This is a genomic window from Patiriisocius sp. 208BN25-11, from assembly GCF_058147145.1.
Window position 1 is genome coordinate 40482 of sequence record NZ_JBYVJY010000009.1, and the last position, 13515, is coordinate 53996.

At 36.5% G+C, this 13515-nt stretch carries 13 protein-coding genes; 10 read left to right on the forward strand and 3 right to left on the reverse strand.

Annotated features, from left to right (window positions below; all coding sequences use genetic code 11):
• The first annotated feature begins 3 nt into the window (after window positions 1–3).
• From ACY2RS_RS11090 to ACY2RS_RS11120, 7 genes are all read left to right on the forward strand, one after another.
• Entirely contained in the window at window positions 4–912 is a 909-nt protein-coding gene (locus tag ACY2RS_RS11090; RefSeq protein ID WP_490098724.1) for a geranylgeranylglycerol-phosphate geranylgeranyltransferase, read from the forward strand.
• Window positions 913–982: 70 nt separating this feature from the next.
• Complete coding sequence (locus ACY2RS_RS11095; protein WP_490098725.1) at window positions 983–2605, forward strand: ABC transporter substrate-binding protein; 1623 nt, start codon at window positions 983–985, stop codon at window positions 2603–2605.
• Window positions 2605–3054 carry a tRNA (cytidine(34)-2'-O)-methyltransferase gene (locus ACY2RS_RS11100; RefSeq protein WP_490098726.1) on the forward strand — a complete coding sequence of 150 codons (450 nt, stop codon included), beginning with the start codon at window positions 2605–2607 and terminating at the stop codon, window positions 3052–3054. The genes ACY2RS_RS11095 and ACY2RS_RS11100 overlap by 1 nt, the downstream gene beginning before the upstream one ends.
• Window positions 3055–3118: 64 nt before the next feature.
• Window positions 3119–4696, forward strand: coding sequence for a T9SS type A sorting domain-containing protein (locus ACY2RS_RS11105; protein ID WP_490098727.1), 1578 nt, complete (start codon window positions 3119–3121; stop codon window positions 4694–4696).
• Window positions 4696–5277: a MiaE family protein gene (locus ACY2RS_RS11110; RefSeq protein WP_490098728.1), complete on the forward strand. Its 582-nt coding sequence runs from the start codon at window positions 4696–4698 to the stop codon at window positions 5275–5277. The genes ACY2RS_RS11105 and ACY2RS_RS11110 overlap by 1 nt, the downstream gene beginning before the upstream one ends.
• Before the next feature lie 65 nt (window positions 5278–5342).
• On the forward strand, window positions 5343–5816 hold the full coding sequence (locus ACY2RS_RS11115; protein ID WP_490098729.1) for a hypothetical protein: 474 nt from the start codon (window positions 5343–5345) through the stop codon (window positions 5814–5816).
• A gap of 41 nt (window positions 5817–5857) precedes the next feature.
• Complete coding sequence (locus ACY2RS_RS11120) at window positions 5858–6589, forward strand: SIMPL domain-containing protein (RefSeq protein WP_490098730.1); 732 nt, start codon at window positions 5858–5860, stop codon at window positions 6587–6589.
• Here the strand turns inward: ACY2RS_RS11120 and ACY2RS_RS11125 are convergent.
• Window positions 6586–6726 carry a hypothetical protein gene (locus ACY2RS_RS11125; RefSeq protein WP_490098731.1) on the reverse strand — a complete coding sequence of 47 codons (141 nt, stop codon included), beginning with the start codon at window positions 6724–6726 and terminating at the stop codon, window positions 6586–6588. The genes ACY2RS_RS11120 and ACY2RS_RS11125 overlap by 4 nt on opposite strands.
• 74 nt (window positions 6727–6800) lie before the next feature.
• Between ACY2RS_RS11125 and arsC the strand changes: the two genes are divergently transcribed.
• Complete coding sequence (gene arsC, locus ACY2RS_RS11130; RefSeq protein ID WP_490098732.1) at window positions 6801–7145, forward strand: arsenate reductase (glutaredoxin); 345 nt, start codon at window positions 6801–6803, stop codon at window positions 7143–7145.
• Between the two features lie 46 nt (window positions 7146–7191).
• On the opposite strand, the gene ACY2RS_RS11135 is transcribed toward arsC, so the two are convergent.
• Window positions 7192–7359 (reverse strand): hypothetical protein, encoded by a 168-nt coding sequence (locus tag ACY2RS_RS11135; RefSeq protein WP_490098733.1) that lies wholly within the window; start codon window positions 7357–7359, stop codon window positions 7192–7194.
• Window positions 7360–7530: 171 nt separating this feature from the next.
• Here ACY2RS_RS11135 and fumC point away from each other — a divergent pair, with 171 nt between their 5' ends.
• Complete coding sequence (fumC, locus tag ACY2RS_RS11140; RefSeq protein WP_490098734.1) at window positions 7531–8925, forward strand: class II fumarate hydratase; 1395 nt, start codon at window positions 7531–7533, stop codon at window positions 8923–8925.
• A 144-nt stretch (window positions 8926–9069) separates the two neighbouring features.
• Window positions 9070–10245, forward strand: coding sequence for a 7TM-DISM domain-containing protein (locus tag ACY2RS_RS11145; RefSeq protein ID WP_490098735.1), 1176 nt, complete (start codon window positions 9070–9072; stop codon window positions 10243–10245).
• A gap of 53 nt (window positions 10246–10298) precedes the next feature.
• On the opposite strand, the gene ACY2RS_RS11150 is transcribed toward ACY2RS_RS11145, so the two are convergent.
• Window positions 10299–13466 carry a cytochrome c biogenesis protein gene (locus tag ACY2RS_RS11150; protein WP_490098736.1) on the reverse strand — a complete coding sequence of 1056 codons (3168 nt, stop codon included), beginning with the start codon at window positions 13464–13466 and terminating at the stop codon, window positions 10299–10301.
• Window positions 13467–13515 lie beyond the last annotated feature (49 nt).

Here is a 13515-nt window from a genome sequence, read left to right on the forward strand (position 1 = left end):
GCTATGCATTATTTAAAACTTATTCGACCGATCAATTTAGTGCTCATCGCGGTGCTCATGTGCGTCATCAAATATGCCTTTCTTGAGGTCATTGGGGTAGCAACGGCCCTATCTGAATTACCATTTTTGTTATTGGTGGTGGCTGTAACTAGTATTGCCGCTGGCGGAAATGTGATTAACGATATCTATGATCGATCTACAGACCGTATTAACAAACCCAATAAAGTTATTGTGGGCACTCATATTTCAGAAAAAAATGCAACAACCTTTTACATGGTACTTACCATTGTTGGCGTTATTACTGGGTTTATAGTGAGTAATGCAATAGACAAACCCAATCTTGCTGCTGTTTTTGTAATTGTTGCGGCACTTTTATATGGCTACGCTACGAGTATCAAAAACGCAATACTACTAAACAACATCTTAATTGCTGGGCTTACCGCTTTTGTGCTCATCACAACGGTATTGTTCGATGTATACCCCAATATTACCAATGGTGTTACTGGAATCACATTAAAAGCAACGCAAATTATAATGCATTATACCCTTTTTGCCTTTGGTATTAATTTGCTTCGCGAACTTGTAAAAGACATTCACGATAGCGACGGAGATAAAAATGCAGGAAGAAATACCATACCTATTGCATTAGGAAGACAACGAAGTATCTATCTAGCATTTGGGATAAGCTGCATGTTCCTGATAGCCACCATTTATTATTTGTATACCTATTTCTATACCGACAAACTCCTGATGCTGTATTTTCTAATCTGTGTCATAGGCCCATTACTCTTATTGATTACAAAATTATGGTCGGCTAGCGCTCAAAAAGACTTAAAAACGATAAGTACTTTATTGAAACTAATTATGCTCTTTGGTGTATGCTCTTTAGGTTTGTATTACAGATTATTTTAAAGCGCGGTAAAGTAGATTCGCATACCTAGAATATAATATCTTTGTGACTAGAAGACCCAAAACAAACAATATGTACATACACCTATGGCCCTCTCTTATAAAAAGCACCTTGATGGTCTTGGTAGGTATCTTAGTCTACAGTTGTACTTCTAAACAAAATCAAGATAAAGATCATCTCGTATTTCGGTATAATGAGCATAGCAACATTGCTACGCTAGATCCTGCCTTTGCAAGAAATCCGCAAACCATTTGGCCCAGCAATCAATTATTTAATGGCTTGGTGCAGTTGGATGACCAACTCAACATACAACCCGATATTGCCAAATCATGGCACATAAACGACACAACTCTTACCTACACCTTTACGCTAAGAGACGATGTCTATTTTCATAAAAATAAAGTATTTCATGAGGACAGCACGAGGACTGTGGTGGCGCAAGATTTTGTCTATAGTTTTGACAGACTCTTATCTCCAAAATTAGCATCACCAGGAAGTTGGGTATTAAAAGCAGTACAAAGCTACCGCGCCGAAAACGACACGACCTTTGTGATACAACTCAAAAAACCATTTCCAGCTTTTTTAGGGCTGTTATCTATGCGTTATTGCTCAGTGGTACCTAAAGAAGCTATAGACTTTTATGGAAATGACTTTAGAAGCAATCCGGTAGGTACGGGTCCCTTTCAATTTAAGTTTTGGGAAGAAAATGTAAAACTCATTTTTAGAAAAAATCCTTTGTATTTTGAGAAGGATGCAACAGGAACACAACTCCCCTACTTAGAGGCTGTTGCGATTACATTTTTACCCGATAAGCAAAGTGAGTTTTTACAGTTCGCGCAAGGAAACATCGATTTTATGTCTGGATTAGATAACTCGTATAAGGATGAAATTATTACCACCAAAGGATCTTTGCAACCTGCATATCAAGAAAGCGTGTCACTCTTAACCACTCCCTATTTAAACACAGAATACCTTGGCTTTTTCATGGGAGCGCCCACTCAAGAAACGGCTTCACATTTAATACGAAAAGCGATCAATTACGGGTTTGACAGAGAAAAAATGGTGACCTATTTACGAAACGGAATGGGTATCCCAGCCACACACGGATTTATCCCAAAAGGATTGGCAGGTTTTGATTTTATTGAAGGATACACCTACGATCCTGAAAAAGCCAGAAGTCTTATTGAGGCATACAAAGTCGAAACTGGTGATTCCAAACCCCAAGTTACCATCGGTACCAACAGTCAATACCTAGATGTTTGCGAATATATTCAAAGAGAGTTAGAGAAGTTAGGTGTTGCTATTAAAATAGATGTCATGCCTGCTGCTACCCTTCGGCAGATGAAAAGTAGCGGAGAACTCGATATTTTTAGAGCTAGCTGGGTGGCAGACTACCCAGATGCAGAGAATTACTTATCCCTATTTTATAGTCCAAACTTTACACCTAACGGTCCGAATTACACCCATTACAAAAATGTGGTATTTGATAGCCTATATGTGGAAGCACAGAAAATTTCAGAAATAAAAGAAAGAAAAAAACTATACACCAAAATGGACAGCATTGTTATTGCAGATGCACCCATTGTACCACTATACTATGATATGGCGGTTCGTTTTGTTTCCAAAAAAATCTCAGGACTAGGGATCAACCCTCAAAATTTCTTAGTCCTTAAACATGTAAAAAAGACAAAATAATGGGTTACAACATTGTTTTAATAGAACCCGAAATACCCAACAATACGGGGAACATTGGAAGGATTGCATTAGGTAGCGGATCTCATTTACACTTGGTAAAGCCCTTTGGTTTTGAGTTGAGCGATAGCAGATTAAAACGAGCGGGGCTCGATTATTGGCAGCATATCGAAGTAACCATTTACGAAAGTGTTACCGATTTTTTTAAGCAACATAGCGACAAAAACATGGCATTTTTATCGAGTCGAGCCACAAAGAGTTATTTAGAAATACCTTACGAAGATGATTTGTTCTTGATCTTTGGAAAAGAATCTGTCGGACTTTCTTCGGAAATATTAGACAAACACCCAGAGCAACAATACACCATTCCTTTGCACAGCAAACATATTAGGAGTCTTAATCTTGCCAATGCAGTGAGTATTGTGGTGTATGAAGGCTTACGAAATTTGTAAGAACTCTTTTAAAACTTTTTTAAACCTTTTCTATGATTTTTTGTCATAAACTAAAACATCATCTATGAAGCAGTATTTATTTTTGTTGTATTTCATTGCTGTTCTTGGAATAGCGCAAAACGAAACCATCTCTACAGGCTCAGTATTTGACGGAGAGCCTTATTTAGCTATCAATCCACAAGACAGCAATCATTTAATAATAGCTTGGATGGGGTTTACAAATGCCACCCAACGCATACAAATTAAAACCCGAAGCAGTTTTGATGGCGGTGACACTTGGCAACCTATTGTAGCTATACCTCATGTTGTAAGTGGTTATACCTCCGCAGATCCATCAATAGCCTTTGATGAAAACGGAACCATTTTTATTGCATTTATTGATTCTACAGGAACGGATTCAGATCCAATTATAGGTGGTATTCAAATTTCAAAGTCTACAGATAATGGAGCCTCTTTTTCAGCTCCAGTAGAAGTACTAAACATTGCCACACTTCCAGAACAAAAAATTGTAGACAGACCTTGGCTTGTTATAGATACTTCATCTGGACCTAATCAAGGAACAATATATGTAACAAGCATGAATATTAGAGAGGCAGCACCTCCATATAGACCTTATGTATCTGTATCTACAGATCAAGGAAATACCTTTGATTTAAAAACAATTGACACAACTGGTTGGCTTTCTGGGGATAACATTGAACAGCCAATGCCAACTCCAACTATTTCAAACAATGGTGTTTTCTATGCGGTGTACCCTTCATTTGTTGCTAGTCAAAATGTGCTGCCTCAATATGTAATTGCATCTAGTATTAATGCAGGGCAAGACTTCTCTTATAACACCGTGCTAGCATCTATTAATACAGTAGCCTCTCCAGATCCATTACCAAAAAAAGGATATTTATTACTTAATAATCCTGAAAATGAAGCGCATTTAGGCTTTGTTTTTCTTAGCAATCAAAACGATGATTTAGATGTGTTTTTTACTGAAACATTAAATGCTGGAACCTCTTGGTCTGCACCAATTAGAATTAATGACGACCCTATAGCAAATGGCAAGATGCAAGATTTAGTATGGGGAGATTTTAATAGTGAAGGAGATCTTATTATTAGCTGGCGTGATAGAAGAAATGCTCCAGAAAGTGGTTATGAAACAGACACCGAAATATGGGCAGCCTATAGAGCTAATGGAGCTACTACTTTTGAACCCAACTTCCAAATAACAGATCAATCTATACCCTATAATGACATCTTAGCAAGTGCAGGGAATGACTTTATGAATGTACAACTAGAAGCTAATATAGTACATACAACTTGGGGAGATCCTAGAACAAATCTCCTAAAAATTTGGTATCAAAAAACCAACACAGACGGATCGCCTCTTGGAGTTTCAGAAATAACCTCGGAAGTAAAACCGCCCTTTTATATCTATCCCAACCCTGCAAATGAGTTTGTTACTATTGAAAGTGACACTTGGAACGAAGTCTTTGTCTATTCTCAAGATGGAAGAAAAATATTCTCAGAAACAAACACAAGCAATAAAAATAAACTCACCATAAATACTTCAAAATATACAGCAGGTTTGTATTTTGTAGTCATAAAAAAAGACCAATCCACATACACACATCAAATTATTAAACACTAATGCTCAACCTGAAACTAGAAACAGACCCAAGATGGGTGACTATTGTAGAAAACAATCTGGAAGAAATACTTACCGATCACGCTTGGTGTGAACAAAAGGCGGCAACCAATGCCATTACCATTATTACTTTGAATAATGAGCATGTAGAACTAGTAACTGAACTTTTAAAGCTAGCCCAAGAAGAACTCGAGCATTTTGAAATGGTGCACGAAATCATCAAAGAACGTGGGTATACTTTAGGGCGAGAACGAAAAGATCATTATGTCAATCAGTTGTTTAAGTTCATGAATACTGGGGGCAGCAGACAGCAAGCCATGGTAGATCGTTTGTTGTTTTCGGCAATGATAGAAGCGCGTAGTTGTGAGCGTTTTAAATTATTGAGTGAACGCATTAATGATGAAAAGCTAGCGAAATTCTACAGAGAACTTATGATTAGCGAAGCAGGACATTATACCACCTTCTTAGGCTTTGCTAGAAAATATGGCGAAGGCATTGATGTAGAAAAGCGCTGGCAAGAACTCATCGACTTTGAAGGAGAAATCATAAAAAGTTATGGTAAAAAGGAAACCATTCACGGATAAGTTCACTGAAATTCTATAAAACTACAAGTCATTAGTTAACTCAAATTTAATAAAACGCTTTCCTTTTGAAACCTGCTAGCCTCGCCCAAATAAAACAAGAACTTAAACAACGCTCCCCCGAAGACATCGAGCAACTATGCCTGCGTTTGGCTAGATTTAAAAAAGAAAATAAGGAACTCCTCACCTATTTGCTTTTTGAAGCAGATGATGAAGAAGGATACATTACCCACATCAAAGAAACCATTGATGATGAATTTAATGCCATTACCAATACCAACTTCTACTACTTAAAAAAAAGTGTTCGAAAAATCTTACGAAACGTAAAAAAATACATTCGTTATTCTGGTAACAAAGAGACAGAAGTTGCCATCTTGTTACATTTCTGTGAACGACTCATTACATTTAAGCCTTCCATTACAAGAAACGTAACGCTACATAATTTATACGACCGTCAAATACAACTCATCGACAAAAAGATAGAAGGACTCCACGAAGATTTACAATTTGATTACAAAGAGGACTTAGAAGCACTAGGTTAACAGTTGGTATTTTAATACCTTTATACAGAAATTTTAGTTCCATGAAAAACAATCTTACAGCCATTATTTTTGGCCTTGCCATTGTCGTTGCAGCAGCATTGCTAGGTAACGCTTACATGAACAGAAACAAATCGCAGCGCACCATAGCCGTAACTGGCCTTGGTAAAAGTGATTTTACCAGTGATCTTATTGTTTGGGAAGCACGTTTTACACGCAACAACACAAATTTGCAACAAGCCTATAAAGACTTGGCTAACGATAAAAGTATTGTGACGAGCTACTTGACTTCTAAAGGAGTGGATGTTGCCAATATTGTTTTTAGTGCTGTGAATACTTCAGAAAACAACGAGCCAAATTACGGTCCTAACGGCAATTATATAGGTACCACCTTTACAGGGTACAACCTTTCTCAAAGGGTAGAAATAAAATCAACGAAAGTAGAAAACACCGAGAAAATTTCAAGAGAAATTACCGAACTACTCAACAGAGGTGTTCAACTATACTCAGAAGCGCCACGCTATTATTATACAAAAATAGAAGACTTAAAAGTAGAGATGATTTCTCGTGCTACGGAGAATGCAAGACTTCGTGCCGAAAAGATTGCAGAGAATTCTGGCTCAAAACTAGGAGAATTAGTCACCGCTAGAATGGGGATTTTTCAAATTACCGGACAAAACTCTGGAGAAGATTATTCTTGGGGTGGCGCTTATAATACCTCTTCAAAAGAGAAAACAACTTCTATTACGATGAAATTAACGTATACGGTTGATTAGTTGTAGGTGTAGGCTGTAGGCTGTAGGCTGTAGGCTGTAGGCTGTAGGCTGTAGGCTGTAGGCTGTAGGCTGTAGGCTGTAGGCAAAATTAAAAATTGAGGATGGAATATGGAGTATGGACAGGAAAATAAATGCATAATACTCTTTTTTTAGATTTCGATTTTAAAACTTATAAACTCTTAAACACATCAACTCATAAACTTCTTCAACAATGACCACCCTATACCATAACCCTAGATGCAGTAAATCTAGACAAGCCTTAAAAATCCTTGAAGATGCAAAAGAACCTGTAAACTTGGTCTTATATCTTAATGATATTCCAAGTGAAGCCGACATAAAAAAAATACTGCAACAACTTGATATTTCAGCACTTTCCTTAATACGTAAAGGAGAAGCAGTATGGAAAGAAAACTATAGAGGAAAAGAACTTACAGAAGCGCAGCTTATAAAAGCCATGCACCAACACCCCAAATTAATAGAACGTCCCATTGCCATTAAAAATGGAAAAGCGGCAATAGGAAGACCGCCAAAGGATGTGTTAAAAATATTAAACTAAAAAAGGAAGCCAAATGGCTTCCTTTTGCTATATATGCTACAAGTAATTACTTGGTTTCATTCTTTTTAGCTTCACGCTTTAGTTTCATGTTTTCAATTAATTGTCCACCAATCCAGTAAGGAATAATAGATACTAAGAAAATCATTAACCAAAATCCAATTGTTAAGATGGTTAAAAATGCAAGAAATCCTAGGTATTGATCAAAATCGAACATAATAGTGTGTTTAGTTTCTGCAAAGATAAACTGATTTTTTTATTTCTGAAAGATTAAGGCCTCCAAAAATAAAAAAAATGAACAGGTTGTCAACAGACAAAATATTAGTCGGTTTCTGTACAAACAAAAGCCCATAAACTACTATTTTTGCAATCTAAACCAAATAATGTTATGGAACATTTCAGAATAGAAAAAGACACCATGGGCGAGGTAAAAGTGCCTGCCAATGTATTATGGGGGGCTCAAACAGAGCGCTCTAGAAATAATTTTAAAATTGGAAGCCCTGCTTCTATGCCTCTAGAAATTGTATATGGTTTTGCGTATTTAAAGAAAGCTGCTGCCTATACAAATTGTGAATTAGGTGTGTTACCTGAAGCAAAAAGAGATTTGATTGCAAAGGTGTGTGACGAAATTTTAACGGGACAACACAATGATCAATTTCCTTTGGTGGTTTGGCAAACAGGTAGTGGTACGCAAAGTAACATGAATGTGAATGAAGTAATTGCTAACCGCGCGCACCAATTGGCAGGAAATACCATTGGTGAAGGAGAAAAAACGTTACAACCTAATGATGATGTAAATAAATCGCAATCCTCTAACGATACCTTTCCAACGGGAATGCATATTGCTGCTTATAAGAAACTCATCGATGTTACCATTCCTGGTGTTGAACAACTGCACAAAACCTTAGTTGCTAAAACAAAGGAGTTTGAAAATGTCGTGAAAATTGGACGAACGCACTTAATGGATGCTACACCTTTAACACTCGGACAAGAGTTTAGCGGTTACGCCTCTCAGTTAGAGCATGGATTAGCGGCGTTAAAAAATACACTTCCTCATTTATCGCAATTAGCATTAGGAGGTACTGCAGTAGGAACAGGTATTAATACACCAAAAGGATATCCAGAAAGTGTCGCAGGATATATTGCTAAGTTTACAGAACTACCTTTTATTACTGCAAAAAATAAATTTGAAGCGTTGGCAGCACATGATGCCATTGTAGAATCTCACGGAGCACTAAAACAAATAGCAGTCTCTCTAAATAAAATAGCAAACGACATTCGCATGTTGGCAAGTGGACCAAGAAGCGGTATTGGAGAAATTACCATTCCAGCTAACGAGCCAGGATCTTCTATCATGCCAGGAAAAGTGAATCCTACGCAATGTGAAGCACTTACCATGGTTTGTGCGCAAGTAATAGGAAATGATATGGCGATTGCAGTTGGAGGAATGCAAGGACACTATGAACTCAATGTATTTAAACCCATGATGGCAGCAAACATTTTACAATCTGCTCAACTTATTGGAGATGCATGTGTTTCATTTGATCTGCATTGCGCAAGTGGGATTCAAGCCAATACAGAGGTTATTAATAAACAATTAAACAACTCACTAATGCTTGTTACAGCCCTCAATACTAAAATTGGGTACTACAAAGCTGCAGAAATTGCAAATACAGCTCATAAAAATGGAACTACCTTAAAAGAAGAAGCCGTTGCTTTAGGCTATCTTACTGAAGATGAGTTTGATGCTTGGGTAAAACCTGAAGATATGGTGGGGCATTAATTGCTGAAATTTTCAATTCAAAAAGAGTTCTATACGTATATAGGACTCTTTTTTTTGTGCATTTCATCGATTAAATGCAATTTTATTAGATAAAGTGTGTTTATTTTGTATCTTGCCAGTCCCAGATTAATAAAACCTATTTATATGAGACAGCAAATGTATGCCCCTGCACTTTGTATATTTTTTCTCTTAAGCATTTTTAACTGTAGTATTCTTGCTGCTAAGGTAGAATACCCAATTAAAAAAACTTCGGTGACCTCATTAACGGCGAGCACGAATAGTTTTGCAGCTGTTAAGAATGAAACCATGCTAACTAGCAAGGATAACACAGCCCAAGAGGCAGATACAACAATAGCAGCCGCTACAAAAAACTCACTTTTTGTGAAAGGTCTTTTCTATGGCTCTTTAACAATCATGTTACTTATCAGTTTTGCATGCTTTTTATTGTTTGAAGAAAAGGTATTCGGTTTTTTTGGATTAGCGTTATCGGCGTCCTTAGCTTTATTTTTTAGTGAGGATAATATTTCTTCTTTGTTCTTCGGAAATATTATAGAAAACACCACTGCGTTACACACAACACTATCATGTATAGCCGCAGGTTTAATAGCCTTATTCTCTTCGAAATACTTAACCTTAAAAGAGTACTACCCAAAACTTAAAACATTTACCCTACCGCTTTTTGTATTTGCAGCAGGACTAACATTAGCATCTTGGTTTGTAGAAGGAGAAATGCTTGCTACAGCCGCTAACATTATTTCTTTCACGGTTATATTTTGTTATTACGGAGCTGGAGTTTCTTTATTTAGCAAAAACAATTACTCAAAATTTTATGTAATTGGTTTTTCAATTCCGTTGCTATTCTCTTTGGATTATTTTTTACTACAAGGAATGGAGATTAATTTTTTAAATACAGAATTACACCATGTTAAAGCAGCATACTTCATCAATATCTTATTAATGACGTATGCCATTGTATTTAGAATGAATGCTATTAAAGAAGAAACCGTACTTAGAAAAACAGAAATGCAAATCTTTTTAAAACGACAAGAAATGATGAATAGAGATAATATTGCCAAAATGGTTGAAGATGTATACTTAGAAAACCTAATCATGCACTACGATCTTGATGGTCTTGAAATAAAACTATTACAATACATCAGCGAAGGAAAAGAAAACAAAAAAATTGCTAGAAAACTAAATACTACAGAAGTTGATGTAGAAGAGATGACCAGAGATCTATACTACAAACTACAAATTAATGAAGCAATTCAAGAAGATGTAAATCTCCTTGATGCACAACCAGATTATATATATAATTAGTAGTATTAGAAAAAGAAAAATTGCTCCCTAGTAAAAAAAGATAGACTTAAAGTCTATCTTTTTTTTATGTAATACTTTTTATAAGAGAAAAAAGAAGCAACTGCCAACAACACAATAAAAACAACAATGTAATATACAAAAGTTGGTGTTACAGGCACATCACCACTTGCATACGAGTGCAATCCTGTAAGGTAGAAGTTTACTCCAAAATAGGTCATCATTATAGATCCGTATGCAGCAATAGAAGCCACAGTATAAATCCACTTACCTCTTAGACCTGGAACCAATCGCATATGAATTACAAATGCGTAAATCATAATACTAATAAGCGCCCATGTTTCTTTTGGATCCCATCCCCAGTAACGTCCCCAACTTTCATTGGCCCATTGTCCTCCTAAGAAGTTACCTATGGTAAGCATTACCAAACCAACCGTTAATGCCATTTCATTTATAGTAGTAAGCTCTTTGATGTTTAAATCCATGATGGCTTTGTTCTTACTGTTGGTTAACAGCATTAAAATAAGCACCGTGACCCCAAGGATCATCCCCAAGGTAAATGGGCCATAACTAGCCACAATAACAGCCACGTGGATCATCAACCAATAACTATCTAAAACTGGAACTAATGTCGAAATAGCTGGATCTAACCAACTCTGATTAGCCACCCATAAAATGATAGCAGCTACAAAAGCTGTAGATGCAACCGTAAGATCACTTTTTCTTCCAAAGGCAATTCCAAAAAACACTGTGGCCCAAGCTACATATATAATAGACTCATAGGCATCTGTCCAAGGAGCATGTCCAGAGACGTACCAACGCCCTATTAAACCAAGTGTCATAAGCGCAAACATAATCCAAATGGCAACTTTACAGATGGTAACAATCGTATTCACAACCTTCCCTTCATTAAAAATTTGAAAAATAATACCAATAAACATTAAGACACCAAACATGGCGAAATAGTGAAAAAGCCTATTAAAGATATCCACTTTATTGTACATAATTTCAGCACTTATCTTTGCATCACTTGGTAATACTGCACTACCGTGTTTTTTCTGAAACTCTTTAATGAGATTTAAAATTTCAGCAGGCTTCGAATAATCATTCGTCTTTCTAGCTTCACTCAAACTCTCAAAATATAAAGGCAAGGCCGTTTTTGCAAACATAGAATCTTGCGCTTTTATATTGCTGTCGTTCAACTCTGGGTAGGAAACCCATTTATTACCTTCGTCTCCAGGCACTGGAAAAATCTTTAAAATACTTCCACTGAGTGCTTGATTAAAAACATAGTAACTTTCGTAGGCTCTCACAAAATCCTTTTGAAACTGATTAGGCGTATTTGTACTCGTAGCAGCCTCTAGATATGGATCTAATTTAAACTTTACATCTTTATCAAACAAATCAATTAAAGCAATATGTTTGGTCCCTTTTGGTACGCCTACAATTTCACGAATACTATCGTTTCCACGCTTTAATTTAATTACAGGAGCCTGTGACCACAATCTAGGAAACTGAGTGACTGACATAAATACCTGGTTTGCATCTAATCCTTCGTAAGAATCACTTCCACTTACTTTACGTATTAGCTCACTAGCAAAGGTACTAATAGGCTTCATACGCCCATTGTCTTGTATCACTAGACGTGCAAATTCTGCCGCGTGTTCTTTAGACACCGCATTGGCCATGATAATAGAATCTACCTGATGTTTTGCACTAGCAACATGATCGTGTGTATCTTGGGCGAAACCTGTAGTGCTAAACAAAACCAAAGCAATCGTCATTAACTTTGCCTTTTTAGTCTTGATTTTTTCTAAGTATTTTTTAAGATCACCAAACCTAGAATTTCTATCAAATAAAATGGCCATCAAACCAAAATACAATAAGAAATATCCAATATAGGTAATCCAGGTCCCCCACTGATCATGGTTTACTGAAAGAATCGTCCCTTTTTCACTTGGATCAAATCCAGACTGAAAAAAACGATAGCCTCCTTTATCAAGGACATTATTCATAAAAATTTCTTCTTCTTGAAAAGTACCATCTGCATTATTAACTGTTACTTTACTTTTAAAGGATTTGTAACTCTTTTCGGTACCAGGATATTTTTCAGCTATAAAATCGTTTAACGTAATGCTAAAAGGAAGTTCAATTTCTTTACTTCCATAGGTAGCATAGACCTCTAAGCCATTTACATCCACTTTAACAGGATTTGGAGTGCTTCCCTTCCCTCCTAGTAACTCTAATGTTTTTGTTTCTCCACCAGAGCTAACATCCAATAACAAGGCATTGGTGCCCACTGGAGCATCTTTAGGAGCTTTCATGATCCCCATACGACCTTTAACCACTGGATCTGGAATTACAAAAGCCATTCCTGCCATTTGATATAAAGAACGTAACTGTAGATCTTGAACACTATCTTTTACAACCATCCCTTTTTGCTGATCTGCCATACGCATGTACTCTCCAGAAAATGCTGGCTCTATTTGGTAGTACTCTTTGGATTCATCATACAAAATATTGATAGCCCCCTTAGTTGGATTATTAATCGCGAATAAGATATTATGAATGTTGGTTACCTCTCCTACTTTCACGAAGTGATCATGGCGGTTTCCATCTCCTGCTTCTACTATTTTTAAGTAGCCCTCTCCATTTTCATCAGGAATCATTCCCTTAGTAGCTCCTTTTATAAAATCTTTGTAGGTAACAGTTACCGGAGTTCCATTGTAACTTTTAGTCATAGAAAACTGATTGCTCAATCGCTCTGACAAATCCATCTTCTTTGGAGCCAATCTAAGTCGTTGTTGTTGTCCATCTACCACATAATCACCATCTATAAATACCTTAAGATAAGCATGTTCAGATAACATTTTGTTAGAGGTATCGCCTTCTGCTATTTCCATAACACCTTCATAACCAATGTAACGAGTTACAAACGCACCCACTAAAATGAGAATAAACGAAAGGTGTAAAATAAGGGTCGTCAATTTTTCTTTTCGAAGTAACCGAAACCTAAATATGTTCCCTAAGAAGTTAATTACAAACAATCCCATGATGGCTTCAAACCACCAAGCATTGTAAATCAAGGCTCTAGAATAAGGTGTTGGAGAGGTTTCTGATGAAGCATCTACCAAAGTACCTATAGCCATGGCTACGGCAAAAACAATAAATAAAATGGCGGTTAAACGAGTAGAAAACAGAATGGAAGCTAATTTCTTTTGCATCGAAATATTTTTTTGCAAAAATACTACAAAATGGACTTTCAGTATGCCT

Bases quoted from the DNA above. Each gene is read 5' to 3' on its own strand.
- ACY2RS_RS11090 (WP_490098724.1), top strand. From the start codon at position 4: ATGCATTATTTAAAACTTATTCGACCGATCAATTTAGTGCTCATCGCG.
- ACY2RS_RS11095 (WP_490098725.1), top strand. From the start codon at position 983: ATGTACATACACCTATGGCCCTCTCTTATAAAAAGCACCTTGATGGTC.
- ACY2RS_RS11100 (WP_490098726.1), top strand. From the start codon at position 2,605: ATGGGTTACAACATTGTTTTAATAGAACCCGAAATACCCAACAATACG.
- ACY2RS_RS11105 (WP_490098727.1), top strand. From the start codon at position 3,119: ATGAAGCAGTATTTATTTTTGTTGTATTTCATTGCTGTTCTTGGAATA.
- ACY2RS_RS11110 (WP_490098728.1), top strand. From the start codon at position 4,696: ATGCTCAACCTGAAACTAGAAACAGACCCAAGATGGGTGACTATTGTA.
- ACY2RS_RS11120 (WP_490098730.1), top strand. From the start codon at position 5,858: ATGAAAAACAATCTTACAGCCATTATTTTTGGCCTTGCCATTGTCGTT.
- ACY2RS_RS11125 (WP_490098731.1), bottom strand. From the start codon at position 6,726: ATGCATTTATTTTCCTGTCCATACTCCATATTCCATCCTCAATTTTTA.
- arsC (WP_490098732.1), top strand. From the start codon at position 6,801: ATGACCACCCTATACCATAACCCTAGATGCAGTAAATCTAGACAAGCC.
- ACY2RS_RS11135 (WP_490098733.1), bottom strand. From the start codon at position 7,359: ATGTTCGATTTTGATCAATACCTAGGATTTCTTGCATTTTTAACCATC.
- fumC (WP_490098734.1), top strand. From the start codon at position 7,531: ATGGAACATTTCAGAATAGAAAAAGACACCATGGGCGAGGTAAAAGTG.
- ACY2RS_RS11145 (WP_490098735.1), top strand. From the start codon at position 9,070: ATGAGACAGCAAATGTATGCCCCTGCACTTTGTATATTTTTTCTCTTA.
- ACY2RS_RS11150 (WP_490098736.1), bottom strand. From the start codon at position 13,466: ATGCAAAAGAAATTAGCTTCCATTCTGTTTTCTACTCGTTTAACCGCC.